Here is a 19059-nt window from a genome sequence, read left to right as displayed (position 1 = left end):
GGTCGTTCCTCTTGATTACGCGTCAGACGCGTTCGAGAATAAGTGCGATGCCCTGGCCGACGCCGATGCACATGGTGCACAGCGCATAGCGGCCGCCCTGGCGGTGAAGCTGATAAGCGGCTGTTGTCACGAGACGGGCGCCGCTCATGCCGAGCGGATGGCCCATCGCGATCGCACCGCCATTCGGGTTCACATGCGCAGCGTCGTCCGGCAATCCGAGGTCGCGCAGCACGGCGAGCGCCTGCGAGGCAAAAGCCTCGTTGAGTTCGATGACATCCATCTGACCGATGGAGAGTTTAGCACGTTCCAGCACGCGGCGGGCAGCCGGCGCGGGACCGATGCCCATGATGCGCGGCTCGACGCCGGCAGCAGCCATGGCAACGATGCGGGCTTTGGGGGCAAGCCCCTGCTCCTTGATCGCCTTTTCACCGGCAATCAGCAAGGCGGCGGCACCATCATTGACGCCCGAGGCATTGCCGGCGGTGACGGTACGATCCGGGCCGTTGACGCCCTTGAGCTTTCCGAGTTGTTCGGCCGTGGTGCCGGGACGCGGATGCTCGTCGCAACCAACAACGATGGCATCGCCCTTCTTCTGGGCGACATGCACCGGCACGATCTCGTCGGCGAAGACACCGGCCTCCTGCGCCGCGGCCCAGCGGGCCTGGCTGCGTGCGGCAAAGGCATCCTGATCGGCGCGGCTGACGCCGAAATCGCCGGCCACATTATCGGCCGTTTCCGGCATGGAATCGACGCCGAAGGTAGCTTTCAGCTTCGCATTGACGAAGCGCCAGCCGATGGTCGTGTCATAGACGGCGTTGGAACGGGAAAAGGCGCTCTCGGCCTTCGGCATGACAAAGGGGGCGCGGCTCATGCTCTCGACACCGCCGGCCACGACGATATCGCAATCCCCGGCACGAATGGCGCGGGCGGCCATGCCGACGGCATCCATGCCGGAACCACAGAGGCGGTTGACGGTGGTTGCGGGAACGGTGACGGGCATGCCGGAGAGAAGCACGGCCATGCGGCCGACATTGCGGTTGTCCTCGCCGGCCTGATTGGCGCAGCCATAGATGAGGTCGTCGACCTTGGCCCAGTCCATATCGGGATTGCGGGCCATCAGGGCGCTCAGCGGCACGGCGGCGAGATCATCGGCGCGGACCGAGGACAAGGCCCCGCCGTAACGGCCGATGGGTGTGCGGACAGCATCGCAGATAAAGGCTTCAGACACGCAGGCTTCCTCCCTATGCGCGGGCCGATCATCCCCTCATCGAAGGATTAACCGACCGATCGGTCACCATTTAGCACTCAATGCGTCACAAATCAATGGTAATTTCTCAGATTTTTGTGATGTTTTATCGCGCCAGCATTTTAGCATAGCACAAGAGCCGGATTTTCCGCGTTAAATGCGCGCTAGGCCACATCAGCCAGCAGCGACAAGCGACGCAACGTCGCCTCGCTCGCCTCGGGCAATGCGCCGTCCGCGGTTACGAAATTGCGCGCGACATGCAGGTCCGCATCGGGAGAGAGCCGCAGATAGAGACGGGCGAACAGCGCCCTCGCCTCCTCGCCGGGCCAGGTGGCCGGCAGCGCCGCCTGCGGCAGGCGCGGATCGCGCAGCACGACCAGACGAAACTGGTGCACGAGCAACAACCGGGCCACAAGGCTTTCCGACGGGCTCAGCCGTAAACTGCCCGACAAGAGATCACCGAGGCGCCCCAAGCGGGAGAGGAAGCCGCGATAGGCTTCGGCATGGTGTTCGAGGTTCCAGTGATCGGCGGCAAACGCGCAGAGTTCCCCTTCCCCGCTGACCACCTCAGCGCGGAAGACGACGGACGATTGCGTGAAGGGCGGCATCGCACGTGCCCCGACCGCGAGCCTCGGCCCCAGCCGCGCATGGCCGGCGCGCTCCAGCACCTGCATCGCCTCGTCCGGCTTCGCACCCGTCAACTGCACGAAATGCCAGTCCGCCGGCTCCGGCGGTCCGAACAGCAGCCGGGCGGCCGCGGCAAATTCCGCCCGCGCCGGCGCGGCCAGCCGATAGAAACTACGGCGGCCTTCCCGCTCGCCGGACAACTGGCCGGCGGCGACAAGACGGGAAACCGCCGTCCGCACCAGAGTTTCGCTGATGCCGACGTCGGCACAGATGTCGACGAGATTGCCGGTCCAGACCACTCCCCCGCGCGGCTCCACCACGTCGCCATAGATGGTGACGATAAAGCCGGCCGCCTTCAACGGGCATTCCTCGAGGATTGCCTGCAGCTCCGCCGCAAACGATGTTCCGTTCCTGTCATTTCCCGGCAAAAAGGGACCTCGCTCATGATCGTGCCATCGGGCTCGACGGACTGAATAAGCCAAAGAGCCAGGCTGCGATACTCCGATTTCACAATCTCGACCATGAAAGCATGGTTGCAAGGTCGCGATCGCCGAGGCAACGCCTCTCCGGCTGACCCCGCCACCGCAAGACGCCCTCCCCGTTCAAATGGAGGGGACCGGAAACACCTCGAGCAATCGAATCGGCCGTCCCTGCCGCATTCCTCTTTTAGAAAGCAATAAATTTCGCTTCCCGCATTGGCACAGGGCCGATTCGACCTCGTTCATCTGAACGTCTGGCCGTCGGTCCGGCGACCCGGACAATGACAGGCCGACCCTGGGCGCCAATGGCTCCGGGGACAACGACAAGAACACCAAGGGGGTTAAAGAAGATGAACACCAGTCCGACACGACTCGCGCAGCCGCGCTTCAAACCATGCCCGCCACATGCGCCTATCCCCGGGGAGGCAAGACCATGACCTCGCCGTCCTTCACCTCAACGGCCGCGCCCGTCTTCGGTAAATCCACCCTCGCGGCGCTGGTGACATTTGCCGCCATCACGCCGCTTGTGCTTCTTGTCGCACCGGCCGTTGCCGCGCAGCTCGGCGTCCAGCTCGGCCTCAGCGCATCAGAGATCGGCACGTATTTCTTCGTCGAACTCGGAGCGTTCAGCTGCGCGACGCTGCCCTCCTATCTCTGGCTCGGGCGCATGGACGCCCGCCGCGTCGCCGCGTTTTCGCTTGCCATCTTCTGCCTCGGCAACCTGCTGACCGCCCTGTTGATGCCCGGCTTTGCCGCCCTGCTCGCCCTGCGGGCCGTCACCGCCCTTGGCGGCGGCACCTTGATGGTGCTGTGCATGACCAGCGCCGCCACCAGCAAAAACCATGACAGGACGTTCGGCCTGTGGGTAGTCGGGCAGCTTGTCGCCGGTGCGGTCGGGCTTTTCCTCTTGCCCTATTTGTTTTCGGCCTATGGCCTGCGGTCGTTCTACGTCGCGCTTGCCGCGCTGGGGGCGATCGCCGCGCCGCTCTGCCGTGGGTTCGACACCACCCGGCCGGATGCGGCGCGCGGGGCGGCCATCCCGCAATCCCAGTCGATCAGCATCGCCATCCTCGCTATTGCCGGCGTGCTCGCCTTCTATATTGCCATCGGCGGCGTGTGGACATTCGCCAGCGCGGCAGCAACCAATGCCGGCCTGAACGACGCCGACACGGGCAAGGTTCTGAGCGTCGCTACCATCATGGGCATTGTCGGTGCGCTGATTGCCTCGTTCATCGGCAGCCGGGTGGAGCGCAAGGCGATGCTGATCGCCGGCTACGCAATCCTCGCGGTTTCCCTGATCGTCCTTGCCACCCACCCCACCGCGACCGGCTATTCCATCGCCGTCTTTGCCTTCAAGTTCGCATGGACCTTCGTGCTGCCCTTGATCCTCGCGGTCGTCGCCAAGAGCGACGGAACCGGCCGGCTGGTTGCGTCCCTGACGCTGGTCATTGGCCTAGGACTGGCCGTCGGTCCGCTGATCGCCGGGGTGATGCTCGATACCGGATGGGGGCTTGGCTCAGTCTTCGTCGCCGCGACGGTCGCCTGCCTGATCTCCCTCGCCTTCCTATTCCATGTCGAGCGCAAGGGGCAGCCGGACAGAGCCTGATTCGATCGTTTGCCCCCTCCACCGACCCACAGAGACATCAGAGAGAAAATCCATGCTCAAGACAGCCCTCTTTACCGACGAACGCACCTTCTGGCACAGCGGCGGCAGCCACGCCCTCTTCTTCCCGATCGGAGGCTGGGTGCAGCCTCCCTCGGCCAGCGGCTACGCGGAATCCCCCGACTCAAAGCGCAGGCTGCTGTCGTTGATCCAGTTTTCCGGCCTTGCGGCAGCGCTCGACGTGCGCTCGGCACCGCCCGCATCGGAAGACGATCTCCTGCGCATCCACCCCATCAACTACATCAGGCAGTTCAAGGCGCTGAGCGATACGACCGGCGGCGATCTCGGCAATCTCGCCCCCTTCGGCAAGGGCAGCTACGAAATCGCGGCCCTCTCGGCGGGGCTTGCCATCGGCGCGCTCGACGCGGTGCTGAAAGGCGAGGTGCGCAATGCCTTTTCGCTTTCGCGCCCGCCGGGACACCACTGCCTGCGGGATCGCCCGATGGGCTTCTGCCTGTTGGCCAATATTCCGATCGCCATCGAGGCCGCACGCGCCCGGCATGGCATCGAGCGCGTCGCCGTCATCGACTGGGACGTGCATCATGGCAACGGCACACAGTCGATCTATTACGAAGACCCGAACACGCTGACGATTTCCCTGCACCAGGACCGTTGCTTTCCGCCGGGCTACAGCGGCTCCGACGAACGCGGCAGCGGCAAGGGCCTCGGCGCCAACATCAACATTCCGCTTCTCTCCGGCGGCGGTCACGAGGCCTATCTCCATGCCTTCAAGCGCATCGTCATGCCGGCGCTCGACGCCTTCCGCCCGGAGCTGATCGTGGTCGCAAGCGGCCTCGACGCCAATGCCGTCGATCCGCTGGCCCGCATGCTGCTTTACAGCGAAAGCTACCGTGCGATGACCGAACTCGTTCTCGATGCGGCGGATCGGCATTGCAGCGGCCGGCTGACGATCGTGCATGAGGGCGGATACGCGGAGGCCTATGTGCCGTTCTGCGGCCATGCCGTCGTGGAGGCCTTGTCCGGCATCCGGACGGCGGTGGAAGACCCGATGCTCGACATGGCCATCGCCTGGCAACCGGAGGAACGGCTCGTTGCCTTCCAGCGCCAGCTCATCGATGAGCTTGCCAACTCGTTCGAGCTCTAAACCCGTCTGGCCGCAGTCTACCCAGAGGCCAGCGACGTGGCCCAGCCGGCCCGTAGCGCAACATCGCGCCGGCGGGCCGCTTTTCCGCGGAATGCGGCTTGTCTGGGGACGGAAGCGAGCGCAAGATCGGCAGCCAAACCTGGCTTCGGGTCGGTGATTTACGATAAACGCTGGTCCAGCGCGGGGAGGCGGATGTTGAATATCGGGGATGTTGGGCGGCGCAATGAGGAGGTTCTAAAGGAGCTGCCGGACCCGGTCGTGCTCGAGGATGCCATGTGGGTCGAACGTCCTCCGCGCCGCCTTGATTTCTATGGCGCGCTTTCCGCGACGGATGCGGCCGCAAGCGGGCTCAGCCTGCTGTTGCTCGATCTCTATGGCGCCGCCCTCCGATCCGAGATCAGCGAGTTTGAAAAAACGTTCCTGCGGCTGCTCACCGCCTATGTGCCTTTCGATACCGCCTGGACCGGCGTCGCCACCCTGACGCCGGCAGGGCCGATCACCCACAACAGCTTCCTCTTCGGCCTGCCCGATCAGTTCTTCACCGACTGGAAGCAGGTTCGCCATTGCGACCCGCTCGGCGATTTCAACGCGCTTATCCAGGGCAAGGCGGCAGTTGCCTCCGTCCTAGATGCAAATATCGACCTGCGCTTTCGCGATTGGGCGGGGAGATATGGGCTCGCCTACATGCTGCGCATCTGCACGCTGGACAACCGGTTCGGCCTCAGCACCTTCCTCTCGATCTATCGGCATGCGCTCAACCGGCCGTTCTCGGCGGAGGAAAAGCAGAGGATAGAAGAGATCATTCCCCATTTGGCGGCGGCCCGCGAGATCAATCGCTCAAGCCACCTTGCGGGGCTTCAGGCCGAGACGATGAACACCACCGCCCGCGCCATCTGCGACAGCTACGGGGTTCTGCATCAGATGGACGACAGCTTCGCCCATACGCTCGCCAGCGAGTGGCCGGATTGGATGGGTGCAAAGCTGCCGGACGCGCTGATCGACCAGCTTCGGCACCGCAGCTCCATCCCCTTCGTCGGAAACACCATCCATATCCGCCTGTCCAAGGTGGCCGGCCTTTATCTCGTCGAGTCGCGCCCACGCTCGCTGCTGGATCGGCTGAGTCCGCAGGAACTGACGACGGTTCGGTATTTCGGGGAAGGCATCTCCTACAAGGAAGTCGCGCGGCGCATGAGCATATCGCCCACTACCGTGCGCCACTATCTGCGCTGCGCCTACAAGAAGCTCGGCATGCACGACAAGGGCCAGATCGCCAGCGTCCTGAAGCTGAAGACCTGAGCCGCGGCCGCCCCACGCAAATAACAAAGGCCGGCGGGTAGCAATGTCCCGCAGGCCTTATCGTCCCTGCCGCACGCAGCGCTTTACATCAGGTAGCGCCGGGCAAGCTCCACCGTTCGCTCGACGAACATCGGCGTGAGTTCCTGCGCGGTTTCCGTTTCCCTGCGCGTGTGCACCCAGCTGAGATAGGTGATGCTGCGCAGCAGGAGGAAGAGCGGCAATTGCGCCCAATGGGCATCCGAAAGCGCGCGCTCCGAGCGATAGCCGGCGACCAGCGCATCGCGGACCGCATCATAATGGGGCGTATCGAGATAGAAATAGAGCGCCGTCGCCAACTCGAACATATGCCAGCCGAAGCCGGCATCGTCGAAATCGATCAGTAGCAGCGACCCGTCGGCGTGCAGCAGGTTTTCGGGCACGAAATCGGCGTGGATCAGCCCGTAAACCGAAGCCCGACGGCCGAGTGCCGCCAACTCAGTTTCTGCTTTGCGGCAGGCGGTCTCGATGAGACCGCGGTGTTCGGCGAGCGCCGGAAGTTCCCGGAATTTTCCCCAGAACGGGTCCTCGCCGATCAATCCGCCGGCATCCCAGGCGTGGCGGGCAAAGCCGTCCGGCATCTGCCAGCCTTCGCCGAAATTGTGCAGCTGTGCAGCGAGCACGCCGGCCTTGACATAGTGGTCGCGAAGCGCCTCTGTATTCGAGGCGCCGATATCCTCAATGCTGCCGATCGGCTGGCCGGCAAGCCACACCAGCATGTCTATCTGCATGACCGGCCTCTCCGGCAGCTTGACCTTCACGAACAGCGCGCCATCGCGCGTCGGAACGATGCCCGGAACTGGAACACCGGCCGTCGCGAGCGCGGACATCCATAGCAGTTCCGACCGCAATTCCGCATCCGAATGATAGCCGGGGCGGTGAACGCGCAGGGCAAAACGCTGTCCAGCATCGTCATAAAGGCTGTAAACCGCGTTTTCGCGATATTTGACCAACGTCATATCCCGGAATCGGCCGGGCCAGCTGGCAAGAGCGCGCTCGGCGGCCTCGTTCATGGCGGCCAGTTGTTTGTCGAGAACAGGTGTGTTGGTTTCAGTCATTGTCGGCCTCAGATCCTGGCGATGGCGTCATCAAGTGTCGAAAGCAGCAGATCGGCATTTTCCAATGAGAAGGGCAGCGGCGGCCGCATCTTCAGAATGTTGTCGTGCGGGCCAATCTTGCTGATCAGCACCCCGCGCTCGCGCATGAGATCGATCAGGCGCCGGGTTTCGGCGGCAGCCGGAGCCTTTGTCTCGGTCAGGAATTCCAACCCGAAGAACAGCCCCCTGCCCCGCACGCTGGCGATTCGGCCATGACGCTCCGGAAGCGCGCGAAGACCCTTCTGGAGATAGGCGCCGACCCGGCGCGCATTGCCCATGAGGTCTTCCTGCTCAATGACGTCAAGCACCGCGCTTCCGACGGCGGCAGACACGGGATTGCCGGCAAAGGTGTTGAAGTAGAGCGCTTCGGCGGCAAAGGAGTCGAGATAATCCGGCCGTGTGACCAGCGCGGCCAGCGGGTGGCCGTTGCCGAGCGACTTTCCCATCGTCACGAAGTCGGGAACGACATCGAAAGCCTGATGCCCCCACATGTGATCCCCCATGCGGCCGAGGCCCGGCTGCACCTCGTCGGCGATGAACAGCCCGCCGGCGGCGCGGACATGGGCGACGGCTTGTTCGAGATAGGTCTTCGGCAAGAGCGGCAGGCCCTCGGTCGAAAAAATCGTGTCGAGGAGGATCGCCGCGGGCTTGTAGCCCGCGGCCTGCAACGAACGCACCGCCTCGTCGACGCGGGTCGCGTAGTCCCGCGCCAGCGCTTCCGAATCCGCGTCGGCATGGTGGAGATCGGGGATCGGCACCGCGCGGACATGCGGCCCCAGCGCCTCGGGCGCGGGCAGGCCGGTCGTGGCGGCCGCGAGGCTCGCCGAATTTCCGTGATAGCTGAAATCGCTGACGATGATGCCTTCGCCACCAGTGATAAAGCGGGCGATGCGCAACGCCAGCTCGTTCGCCTCAGTACCGGTGCAGGTCAGCATCGCCACGGACAGGTCCGCGTGCAACGTCGCGGTCAGGCGCTCGGCATAGGCCACCACGTTTTCATGCAGATAGCGCGTGTGGATGTTGATCATCCCGGCCTGCCGGCACAGGGCCTCGACGACGTCGGGATGGCAATGGCCGACATGCGGAACATTGTTGTAAACGTCGAGATAACGGCGCCCGCTGGCATCCTCGACCCAGACGCCATTGCCGCGCACGAGATGCAGAGGTTCATCGTAAAACAGCGGCGAATGCCGGCCGAGCACCGAATACCGTCTCTCAAGGAGATCTTTCTGGTTGAGCATGGTTGTTGACTTTCTGCGTTCGGGGGCTTCCGGCGCCCGTTAGGCGCCGGAGTGGAATTCGTCGGTGATGGCCGCATAAGCGGACGGGCGATTGCGCTTGAGCCAGCCGGCATAAGCGCCGCCCGCCAGGAAGGCTATGACCAGCAGCGCGGGCAGCGACAGGACGACGGCGTTCTGGAACCCGGTCAGGAGATCGAAATTCTTGACCGCCAGGATAACCGTGGCCGCAAGGCCGAAAAAGCTTGCAAGCGGTGCGAGGACCGTCGTCCACCAGTGCGAGCGTCCCTTGCGGCGAAAATAGGCGATGACGGCAACGCTGGTGATAGCCTGAAGCGCGATGACTCCGACCGTACCGAAGCCGATGCCGACCGCCCCGAGCTGGAGAAGCGGATCGAGACCGAGGAGAACGGCGATGCCGACAACGGCGACGGTGACCAGGGTCACCACCACGCTCGCGGCATGCGGGGAGGCATAGACCGGGTGAGGACGCCCCAGGAAGGCGGGCAGGCAGGCCTGCCGGCCGAGTGCGAATATATAGCGGCTGCAAACATTGTGAATCGCCAGATGGGTGGCGAACATGCTTGTCGCAAGGAACACCATCATGATCTTCGTGGCGAAGCCGCCGACATATTGGTTGCCGAGGTTGAAGTAGAGTTCCGCAACCTGCTGCTGCGCCACGGCCTGCACATCCGGGCCGACCGCGCCGATGGTGATCCATGTGGTCATGAAATAGAAGACCGACGTCAGCAGAACCGCGCCGAAGGTGGCGATGCCGATCGTGCGCGAGGGCGAATGGGTTTCCTCCGCATAGAGGGCGGCCGATTCCACGCCGATGAAACAGGTGAAGGCGAGCATTATGGCGATGCCCGGCGCGCCGCTCCAGACGGCATCGAGGCTCAGCACGCCGGACGGAAAGGCGGCGATCCCCTTCGTGCCGACGATGCTGACATTGAGCGCCAGCAGCACGGCAAACTCGACCGAAAGCAGTACCGCGAGCATCCGCGAGCTGAAATCGATCCGGCGATATCCGAGGAAAGCTGCGACGACCAGGGCGAAGGCTGCCGGCACAACCCAATGCACCTCTATGCCGAAAACATCGGCCAGCGCGACCTTCGCGAAGAACGAGAAATAGCCGACCACGCCGCAAACGAAGACCAGATAAGCAAGCAGCGCCAGAAAGGCCGCTCCCAGCCCGACGACGCCCCCGAAACCGCGGGCGATATAGGCATAGAACGCACCGACATTGACGACTTCCTTGCTCATGGCGTTATAGCCGACCGTGAAAAGGCCGAGAATGACGGCCGCCGCCAGGAAGGTCAGCGGCAAGCCCATGCCATTGCCGAAGGCAAAGGCGACCGGAACGACGCCCAGAACGCCTGCCATCGGCGCGGCAGCGGCGACGATCAAGAAGATCAGGCGAACGGCGCCCAATGTCGGGCGAAGCGACGCGGCCTCGTCAGCAGAGGCCGCCGCCGGAGATGTCCCCACGAGAGGGGTGCTCTGAGTTGTCATAGATTTCCTCCATGAGCAGGCGCCATCCACACGCCATGCCCCGTGATAAAGGTGAATTCGCCTGGATCGGCGGACGCTCGCAGACCGCAGCCTGCGCGTCAGTACAGCAGCCCGTGCGTCCTTACGCCTTGTCGAGGCCCTTCGCGCCCACCGCGTCGTCGGCCGCGAAGATCGGGCTTTCGGGAAGCGTGCTGCCCCCATCGACGACGATCGTCTGGCCGGTGATGTAGCCCGCGACATCGCTGGCCAGGAAAAGCATGGCGTGGGCGATGTCTTCCGGCGCCCCGAGCCGCCGCATCGGAATGTATTTCGCCATGAATTTCTGCCCCGCCTCATCGGCAAGAAGGTCCATGGCCGGTGTTTTGATGAAGCCCGGCTCGACACCGTTGACGGTGATCCGGTCATGGGCAAGCTCGATGGCGGCCGTGCGAATGAATCCGTTGAGCCCGCTCTTGCCCGCCGCATAATAGGACGAGCCCGGCATTGCGACCCGCGGCCCGGTAACGGACGAGGTGAAAAGCAGCCGGCCGCCACCCTGCCGCCGCAGATGCGGGATCGCCGCTTTAGAAAGCCGGAACGCAGCCTTCAGGTTGACACTCAGCGACTCCTCCAACTGCCCCTCGTCGAGGTCCTCAACCATGCCGCCGGCAAAGGAAGCCGCATTGTGGACGACGATATCGAGACGGCCGGTCCGCGCGGCAGTCGCAGCAATGGCTACATCGATCTGATCTGCATGGCCGACATCCATGACTTCAAGGACCGCCTTGCCGCCTGCCGCAACGATGTCGTCGACGACGGCACGGCCGGAGCTTTCGGTTCGCGTGGCGACGACGACATCCGCGCCCGCGCGTGCGAAAATCCTGGCGATGGACGCTCCGATGCCTTGGCCCGAGCCGGTGATAAAGGCGGTCTTTCCCGCCAGAGACAGTTCGATCATTTGCAGTTCCCCTAAGATTCGAGCCGGTGTGCCGGCTTCTATGATGAATGCAAAATATTCGAACTTTTTGTCCATTACAAGAACTTTAATTCACAGATTGAACTTTTTGTTCACTTGTTGGAGAAACCTCCCCTTTTCGCCGCTTCCCAAGCGCGCTATATAAGCCTGATGACAGAGCTCCGCCCCTTAAGTCTGCGCCACAAGAATCGCCTGAGAACGCGCCAGGAACTGCTGGATGCCGTGCTCGACCTATTTGCCGAAGGTGGCCTCAGCGTGTGTTCGGTCGAGGCGGCGGCCAAGCGCGCAGGCGCCTCCAAGACGACTGCTTATTCCTATTTCCCGGAGGGGCTGGACGAGATGCTGCGCGACATCTACCGCCTGATCGCGCAGCGCGTGCTGGAACAGGCCACGCGGCGGAGAAACGCCCAGGAACGCCCGGAGGCGCGCATTTTCGCTCTCGCGCAGGCGCTTCTGGTTATCTCCTCGGAACCAAAGGTCGGGCGGTTCTACATGATGCTGAGCCCTGCGCTCAGCCCGTTGCTGGAACCCGTCGTGGGCGAAGCCTCCGCCCGGTTCAAGGAGATGATCACAAGCGACCTGATCAACGCCGGAAAGGCCCCGGTGCAGGCGGCCAACTACGCCGTCCTGATCAGCGGCGCCCTGCGGGAATCGGCAACGGCCGTCGCGAAAGACCCTTCTCGCCAGGAACCGCTCGCCGATGCGATCCATGATTTGATCGACGCAATCATGACATCGGGCCGCTGACGGGTTTCGTCGTCCGGATATGCGCTTAACGCCTTCGCCGTGCATAAAGCTGCGAGGGAAACGCAGTATCCAACCACAGGCGAATTGCCGCTTCCTTTTTCAAGGCATTCTTTACGTAGCGCACCGGATCTGGCTGCACGCCGGCAGTATCCTGGATACGGATTGCCGGCAGCGACCGCATCTAAAATACCACCGTGATGAGAAGGTGCGACAGCGGCTTGCCGGCGTCCTCGGGGCTTGATTGAGTGAACGGCTCTCCTTTTTGCGGCTTCCAACAACCGCACTATGGCATCACAGATGCCGGGGTAGGAGACCCCACTCAATCAAGCCCATACCCGCTTAGGAAGCATCGATAAATTTCTGAATCGAGAAATCGCATTTGGTGGATTCCCATTTTCGTTGTTTGTTTGTAGACAGTGTCGGTGATCGATGTTGCCGCGATAAAGCTGCGTTATGAGGCGCTTAGTCCGATGCTGGACGAGCGGGGTCGTCGGCGTTTTGCTGCGGCGGAAGCGCTCGCGGCCGGTTGGGGCGGGATCGCGGCGGTGTGCGAGGCGACGGGGATCGCGCGCAGCACCATCGGCTATGGGTTGCGGGAACTGCGCGGCCAAGCGCCGGATTCAGCGCTTGGCGGCATCCGTCGCAAGGGCGCGGGCCGCAAGCCCCTGACCGAGACGGACCCGACGCTTCTGTCCGACCTGGAAAATCTTGTTGATCCGGCGACGTGCGGCGATCCGATGTCGCCGTTGAAGTGGACCTCGAAAAGCCTGCGCAACCTGGCGGGCGCCCTTTGCGCCATGGGTCATCGGGTCGGCTACGATGTCGTCGGCACCCTGTTGAAAAGACTTGGCTACTCTCTTCAAGCCAATCGAAAGACGATCGAGGGATCAGGCCACGTCGATCGCGACGCGCAGTTCCAGCATATCGCCGAAACGGTCAAGGCGGCCATCGCCGCAGACCAGCCGGCGATCTCCGTCGACACTAAGAAGAAAGAACTCGTCGGCGACTTCAAGAATGGCGGACGTGAATATCGGCCGGCCGGATCACCCGAGCAAGTCCGGGTCCATGACTTCATTGATCCCAAGCTCGGTCGCGCCGCGCCCTACGGCATCTACGATATCGCCGACGACAAAGGATGGGTCAGCGTCGGGATCGACCACGACACGGCGGCCTTCGCTGTCAATGCGATACGCTCCTGGTGGATGACGATGGGACGCGACCGCTACCCGCACGCCCATACCTTGACGATCACCGCCGATGGCGGGGGGAGCAACGGCTCGCGCGTCCGCCTTTGGAAGATCGAACTTCAAAAGCTCGCCGACGAACTGGCCCTGACCATAGTCGTCCTGCACTTGCCGCCCGGCACCAGCAAATGGAACAAGATCGAACATCGCCTCTTCTCATTCATCTCGCGCAACTGGAGGGGGCGACCGCTCACCGACTATCGCACCATTGTCGAACTGATCGCCGCGACCACCTCGACCGCTGGCGTCACCGTTCGCTGCGAACTCGATGAAAATCTCTATCCCGCCGGAATCAAAATCTCCGACGCCGAAATGGCCGCGATCAATATCCTCCGCCACACCTTCCACGGCGAATGGAACTATACAATTAGTCCAAGACCGGAAAAAACAGAGTCGTAATTTATCGACGCTTCCTTAGCGCCGTGGCAGCGCTTACACGGGGAGGGCAAATGACAACGGCGCAGATCCCTGAGATCGATCTTGCGAAGCGGAGCTTTCAAGTCTGTGCAGCATTGCTGGGTGGTGCGGCACCATTAAACCGCTTTTCGTCTGGGACCAACCAACAGCAGCTTTTGAGCGGCCAATCACCTGCAGTGTGGCTATGGAAGTCTTCGCCACCAGCCTGCCGGAAATCACCGATGCACCGTCGCGCTATAGGTCTTGTTCAGGATGTCACGCAGCTTCTTTTCAACAAGGTCGAACACCTCCTCGCCAACCAATCGTTGTTGGGGTGTCCATGCTTCGATTTGATCTTCGACGCGTTTGATATTTTTCATCCTGGTCCCCTTTGAAAATGTAGAAAAGGCGTGCCCGAGGCTCTCCAAGAGTCCACGTCCCGTCGGGAGATGCAGCTGCGTTCCGTACGCATGAGGCAGGCTTGCCTAACCACCGAATGCTCCGCCAAAACGCGCACAAAACCCACCCCCGCGAAGGAGGTGGGTTGAGATTCCAGCGGCAATGCAGCGCTTCATCATGAGTGGCAGCACGAGGCTCCCGAAGCTTCTCGATTGTCCCTACTATGCGGATTCTTTCCGGCCGGCAGGTCCATGGCGATATTGCCGGCGAAGAAGCCGTTCGGCTTCAGGGTGAAGCCGGCATACTCGACCGGCATGATCGGAAAATCCTCCGGCTTGCAGACATGGGTGTGGCCGAAAGAATGCCAAAGCACCAGGTCGGCATTCTCGATGTTGCGGTTCTGGGCGACATATTTCGGCAGGCCGTCGCCGCCGGCATGCACGTTCGGATAGTCGCCCGAGGCGTATTTCTCCGCTGGGTCGAAGGCCGTTATCCAGATATGCTTCTTGGCGAAACCGCCGCGCTGGGCGACCGTCGATCCCTCCTGCGCCAGCATCAGCGGGCTCGGCATCACAACCAGCTTGTAGCCCGGCGCCTTGCCGACGGAGTTCTTGACGTTCGGATTCTGAACCTTCCAGTAGCGGCCCGTCTCGCCATTGGCGACGGCGGGGCTATCCAACTCGCGCTTCAGCACCTTCGTCTTCGTATCGAAGACATTGCCATAGGGGTTGTCGTCGCCCCAGGGGCGGGGCACGAATTCGTGCTCGGTCACGGTGTTGTCGCCGCCATCGACATCCATGTGCAGGCGGGCGTTGAAGAAGTGCTGGTGGGTCGGGCCGCCGAGGTTGTCGTCGACCATGCCCCCCCATTGATAGGTCTCACCGGGGGCGACGGCGGCCGTCTGGATAATGCCGGTCAGCTTGGCCTCGAGCTGGATCGTGCCGTCCTGGTAGAGATGCCAGTAGAAGCCGTAGTCATAGTTCCCGACGGTAGCGAAGAAGGAGATGACGAGACGGCGCGAGCGACGAACCTCGAAGATGCCGTTGCGGAACTCGTAGTGCTTCCAGAGGATGCCGTAGTCCTCCTCATGCATGCAGATGGCATTCGTCATCACCACGGGCTGGCCGAAGTCGTCGGCCGAGGGCACGTCGAAATAGTGGATGTGACCCAAGCAATCGCAGCCGAGCTCCAGGCAGTTGGCGAGGCGGCCGAGGCCGTATTCGCCGGCGTCGAAGGCGCTCTTCCAGAAGTGGTTGGCGGTCGGGTCGGCGTAAGGCACGACCATTTCCGTCACCGAGGCGCGAAAGACGATCGGCCGCAGCTTGCCGCCGTCCTTGATGCCCAGTTCATGCAGCACGAGGCCTTCGCGCGGGGTGAAGCCGACGCGGAAAGACCAGTTCTGCCATTCGACCTTCCAGCCATCGACCGTGAAGCTCGGGCCCTCCGGCTGGACGATGTCGAGCGGCTTCAGTCCCTGCCGCGTCTCGGGGAAGGCCTCCTGACCATAGTTGCGCTTCTTCTTCGGCACCGGGATGATGCGGCCGTCGTCGACGAGATCGACCACCTGGTTCTTGACCAGGTCGACCACGGCAACCACGCCTTCGATCGGGTGGGAATAGCCGTTGTCGCGGATATCCTCGCGCCAGTAGGTTACGGCACGGACGATGCGCTGGCCCTTCTCGAATTCAAGGCCGAAATAGCCGGAGGAGAAGGGGTCGATCTGGACGAGCGGAATGTCCTCGTCGGTAATGCCGCGCTTCTTCACCGCCGCGATCCAGCGCGGGTCGGATTTCACCGTCGCCTCGACGGTCTCGAATTCGCAGAGCATGACCGGCGGCTGGCCATAGGGCAGTTCGTCATGCGGCAGCCGCTTGTGATCGTCGACGTGCTTCGCCGTCAGGTCGACGATGCTCTCGAAGGTTGTGCCCGTCGATATGTCGAGCGACAGGATGAAGGCGAGGCGAGGAAGCGGCTTGCCGGCACGGAAGGCCGCGAGGTCGGTCTTGATCGGCTCTTCAAGCCGGATGATCGGGAAGCGGATGGTGTCTGACAGTTGCTTCTCGTCCTTGAGGATCGCGACCGCCTCGGCGATTTCGGAAAGGCTCAAGGGATCGAGAGGGTGGATGATGGTGTCGACGACGGCGTCCATGGAACGGTCCTTCAGCAATCAGGTTGGTTGGTGGGGGTGGCGCTGGAGCTGGCGCCACCCGAAAGCGTCAGCGCCGGCTGGCGCAGATTTCGGTCTCGATCATCCGATCGCCATGGATGCAGAAGATCGAGCAGAATGCATGGGCCTCGGTGGCCATCAGGACGGTCGCTGCGGTCAGCACTGCGAGCAGGCAGGCCAGCACGCGGTCGGTGGGTCGGAACGTCCGGAGCGCGGTCATTCGAAGGCCTTTCCAAGTGCTGCATAGCGCTCCAGATCAGACGACTTGACCTTCAGGGCAAAGCCGATCCCCAAAAGACCAACCGCCAGAACCAGGAACGGGAAGGAGCTAACAACGATGTTCGAGGTGCCAGCCAGCAAAGACAGATTGGCCGTGACAAGAATAATCCCGCCCGCAAGGCCTACCAAAGAGATGGCAGGAGCAAGTGTCGTGGTCCAGATACTGTAACCCTTGTTGTCACGACGGAAGAACATGATGACGGCGACGGAAACGAGAACTTGCACGGCGAGGATGCCAAGCACGGCAAGTGCCGACATGTAGGAGAAGACCACGGCATAGGGATCCTGACCGGCAATGATGAACGCTGCCAGGATGACCGCAGCCGAAATCGATTGCAGCCAGCCTGCGACGTAAGGCGATCCGTGAACAGTATGCACTTTTCCGAGCATCTTGAAGGCTATTCCTTCGCGGCCGAGCGCGAAGAAATAACGGTTCAACGTGTTATGGAATGACAGGATACAGGCGAACAGGCTTGAAATCAGCAGGATATTCATGACCTGCGCCGACCATGCACCGAGAATGTTTGTCGCGGCATCAAAGTAGAAGGTTTCCAGAGCGGCGCTTGCTGCAGCCTGCACCTTGCTGGGACCGTAATATTGAGTGATGGCCCAGGTCGACAAGGCGTAGAAGACGGCAATCAGAAGCACCGAGATATAGGTCGCCCGCGGAATGGTCTTTTCCGGGTTTTCCGCTTCTTCACCGAAAATGGCCGTAGCCTCAAACCCGATGAATGAGGCAAGCACGAAAACCAAGGCTACACCGAGACCAGGCGCAAAAATCGTTGACGGCGCGAAGGTGGACAAACTCATGCCTTCCGGTCCGCCTCCATGTAAGACGATGCCGACATCGAGCAGCAACAATATGCCGATTTCGGCCAGCATGCATACACCCAGAATGGCACCGGAAAATGCGATATTCCGCTGACCGGCGAAATGCACAATCAACAAGACGGCGAAAGACCAGACCCACCAGGGAAAGTTCACTCCGAGCCCGGCCATTGCGCCCTGCGCAAAAACACCGATTAGGCCGTAAATGGCGATCTGGACGGCGCTGTAGGTCAAAAGCGCAACAAAGGCGCCGCCAACACCGAAGGGCTTGCCGATGCCGTGGGTGATGTAGGTATAAAACGCCCCAGCGTCGCCGACATGGCGGCTCATCGCGGTAAATCCGACTGCAAATGTCAGATAAAGCAGTCCGGCCAGGACAAAAGCGCCCGGAACCCCCGCACCATTGCCAAATGCAAATGCAGGCGGCGTCGCGCCGACCACCGCCGTCAGAGGTGCCGCTGCTGCCACCACGAAAAAGACAATGTGCATGACGCCCACTGAATTCTTCGCCAAGCGGCCGGATGGTGGACTGGCATTTTCGCTTATTGTCATGTTGAACCCCTTTTATTTTGATAAATTCTAAGAAATGTATGCTTGACATAGATCAAATGAAATTACTTACTACGCCATAATGTCGATAAACCACGCCATATATGCCTACATTTTGGGCATTATTTCGCAAAGCTTCTTTGGAGGGGTGTTTTGTCCGAAGCGGCGACAATCCGAGCTTCTGTGCTCCTGCCTATCCTGGCGCAGATCGAGAACACAGGTTTAAGCGTGGATACTCTGCTCGCACGGCACGGTATCCTGCGCTCCCAAATTTCGGATCCTTATGCGATGGTTTCACTCGCTCGTTACGTTTCATTGTTCGAAGATGCGGCAAAGTTAAGCGCCACCCCTCATCTCGGTGCTCTGCTTGGCACCAAAGTCACGCCGGGTGATCTTGGGCCTACTGGCGTTCTCTTTTCGATCTCACCCACCATTTTAGATGCCATCAATCGTCTCAAACTCTACATCTCGGCCATTCAGAGGGCGACGTCGAGCGGGCTTCAAGTCGTCGAGGACAACTACGTTTGGAGCTATCAACTGTCCTCGTCTAAACTCTGGCCACGACGCCAGGACAGCGAATTCACGCTCTCGGCATGCTGCCAGCTTATTCGGCTCGGCTTTTCGCGTAGTTGGCGACCGATAGAGATTCATTTCGAGCATCCTGAGCCACTCAACCCAGCTCCTCTTGAAAAGATTTTCAGGGCACCGCTGAAATTTGGCCAACCAAGCAACCGCCTGTTCATTACACGGGCGGATGCCCAACGAACCTACAGGTCCGAGGATTCCGCTTTGGTTGCCGTTCTCGAGCACCACATCGCGGAGCTCGCCGAAAAGCAAGGCGAGCCACAGTCCCTGCGTGACCGCGTCCGATCCTTGATCGGAACCAATCTCGGCTACGGAAAAATCACGATCACCACTGTCGCTGACGATCTCGGACTTGCACCGCGGACACTGCAACGCCGTCTGCAGGAAGACGGAACCTCACTACGAGAAATGATCGAGATTTACCGCAGTGAACTTGCGCAGAAACAGCTCGATGCGAAACTCAAGAAAGTGCAGATCGCCGATGCGCTGGGATATGCGGATTCGACTGTCTTCTGGCGCGCCCGTCGACGCTGGGCCAAGGACGGGTAAAAAGCAAATGTGTCGATTGTCAGCTTTAGGCGCTATGATCTCGGATATATCGACCTGGA

16 protein-coding genes are annotated in these 19059 nt (G+C 61.7%); 6 read left to right on the top strand and 10 right to left on the bottom strand.

Translation table 11 applies throughout. The features are described from left to right. Nucleotides 1-22: 22 nt before the first annotated feature. Both pcaF and paaX read right to left on the bottom strand, forming a co-directional pair. Complete coding sequence (gene pcaF / locus JTP94_RS25055; protein WP_204853138.1) at nucleotides 23-1228, bottom strand: 3-oxoadipyl-CoA thiolase; 1206 nt, start codon at nucleotides 1226-1228, stop codon at nucleotides 23-25. A gap of 182 nt (nucleotides 1229-1410) precedes the next feature. After that, nucleotides 1411-2301: a phenylacetic acid degradation operon negative regulatory protein PaaX gene (gene paaX, locus JTP94_RS25050; protein ID WP_204853165.1), complete on the bottom strand. Its 891-nt coding sequence runs from the start codon at nucleotides 2299-2301 to the stop codon at nucleotides 1411-1413. Between the two features lie 484 nt (nucleotides 2302-2785). On the opposite strand from paaX, the gene JTP94_RS25045 reads away from it, so the two are divergent. The 3 genes from JTP94_RS25045 (at nucleotide 2786) to JTP94_RS25035 (ending at nucleotide 6416) form a co-directional block, all read left to right on the top strand. Next, nucleotides 2786-3958, top strand: coding sequence for an MFS transporter (locus tag JTP94_RS25045; protein ID WP_204853137.1), 1173 nt, complete (start codon nucleotides 2786-2788; stop codon nucleotides 3956-3958). Nucleotides 3959-4010: 52 nt separating this feature from the next. Beyond that, entirely contained in the window at nucleotides 4011-5120 is a 1110-nt protein-coding gene (locus JTP94_RS25040; protein WP_204853136.1) for a class II histone deacetylase, read from the top strand. 195 nt (nucleotides 5121-5315) lie between these two features. Next, nucleotides 5316-6416 (top strand): helix-turn-helix transcriptional regulator, encoded by a 1101-nt coding sequence (locus JTP94_RS25035; RefSeq protein WP_204853135.1) that lies wholly within the window; start codon nucleotides 5316-5318, stop codon nucleotides 6414-6416. 83 nt (nucleotides 6417-6499) lie between these two features. On the opposite strand, the gene JTP94_RS25030 is transcribed toward JTP94_RS25035, so the two are convergent. The 4 genes from JTP94_RS25030 to JTP94_RS25015 all read right to left on the bottom strand — a co-directional run bounded on the left by JTP94_RS25030 (nucleotide 6500) and on the right by JTP94_RS25015 (nucleotide 11239). Next, on the bottom strand, nucleotides 6500-7510 hold the full coding sequence (locus tag JTP94_RS25030; RefSeq protein ID WP_204853134.1) for a phosphotransferase enzyme family protein: 1011 nt from the start codon (nucleotides 7508-7510) through the stop codon (nucleotides 6500-6502). Between the two features lie 8 nt (nucleotides 7511-7518). Further along, nucleotides 7519-8790 carry an aspartate aminotransferase family protein gene (locus JTP94_RS25025; RefSeq protein WP_204853133.1) on the bottom strand — a complete coding sequence of 424 codons (1272 nt, stop codon included), beginning with the start codon at nucleotides 8788-8790 and terminating at the stop codon, nucleotides 7519-7521. Nucleotides 8791-8829: 39 nt separating this feature from the next. Beyond that, nucleotides 8830-10302: an APC family permease gene (locus JTP94_RS25020; RefSeq protein WP_204853132.1), complete on the bottom strand. Its 1473-nt coding sequence runs from the start codon at nucleotides 10300-10302 to the stop codon at nucleotides 8830-8832. Nucleotides 10303-10423: 121 nt separating this feature from the next. Beyond that, entirely contained in the window at nucleotides 10424-11239 is an 816-nt protein-coding gene (locus JTP94_RS25015; protein ID WP_204853131.1) for an SDR family oxidoreductase, read from the bottom strand. 168 nt (nucleotides 11240-11407) lie between these two features. Here JTP94_RS25015 and JTP94_RS25010 point away from each other — a divergent pair, with 168 nt between their 5' ends. Together JTP94_RS25010 and JTP94_RS25005 are read left to right on the top strand one after the other, a co-directional pair. Next, nucleotides 11408-12004, top strand: a complete 597-nt coding sequence (locus tag JTP94_RS25010) for a TetR/AcrR family transcriptional regulator (protein WP_204853130.1) — start codon at nucleotides 11408-11410, stop codon at nucleotides 12002-12004. A gap of 470 nt (nucleotides 12005-12474) precedes the next feature. After that, complete coding sequence (locus JTP94_RS25005) at nucleotides 12475-13647, top strand: ISAzo13 family transposase (RefSeq protein WP_204853164.1); 1173 nt, start codon at nucleotides 12475-12477, stop codon at nucleotides 13645-13647. Between the two features lie 233 nt (nucleotides 13648-13880). On the opposite strand, the gene JTP94_RS25000 is transcribed toward JTP94_RS25005, so the two are convergent. From JTP94_RS25000 to JTP94_RS24985, 4 genes are all read right to left on the bottom strand, one after another. Beyond that, nucleotides 13881-14024, bottom strand: coding sequence for a hypothetical protein (locus tag JTP94_RS25000; protein WP_204853129.1), 144 nt, complete (start codon nucleotides 14022-14024; stop codon nucleotides 13881-13883). A 194-nt stretch (nucleotides 14025-14218) separates the two neighbouring features. Beyond that, nucleotides 14219-16192, bottom strand: coding sequence for a primary-amine oxidase (locus JTP94_RS24995; protein WP_204853128.1), 1974 nt, complete (start codon nucleotides 16190-16192; stop codon nucleotides 14219-14221). Nucleotides 16193-16259: 67 nt separating this feature from the next. Then, nucleotides 16260-16430 (bottom strand): hypothetical protein, encoded by a 171-nt coding sequence (locus tag JTP94_RS24990; RefSeq protein ID WP_204853127.1) that lies wholly within the window; start codon nucleotides 16428-16430, stop codon nucleotides 16260-16262. Beyond that, the gene (locus JTP94_RS24985) at nucleotides 16427-17869 is read right to left on the bottom strand and encodes an APC family permease (RefSeq protein ID WP_204853126.1); all 1443 of its coding nucleotides are present in this window, start codon (nucleotides 17867-17869) and stop codon (nucleotides 16427-16429) included. The genes JTP94_RS24990 and JTP94_RS24985 overlap by 4 nt, the downstream gene beginning before the upstream one ends. 150 nt (nucleotides 17870-18019) lie before the next feature. Between JTP94_RS24985 and JTP94_RS24980 the strand changes: the two genes are divergently transcribed. After that, on the top strand, nucleotides 18020-19000 hold the full coding sequence (locus JTP94_RS24980; RefSeq protein WP_204853125.1) for an AraC family transcriptional regulator: 981 nt from the start codon (nucleotides 18020-18022) through the stop codon (nucleotides 18998-19000). Nucleotides 19001-19059 lie beyond the last annotated feature (59 nt).

The sequence above is a fragment of the Martinezella lusitana genome, from assembly GCF_016901135.1.
Lineage (GTDB): Bacteria > Pseudomonadota > Alphaproteobacteria > Rhizobiales > Rhizobiaceae > Rhizobium > Rhizobium lusitanum_D.
The sequence above is the reverse complement of the archived record's forward strand: the minus strand, read 5'-3'. Positions and strand labels throughout refer to the sequence as shown.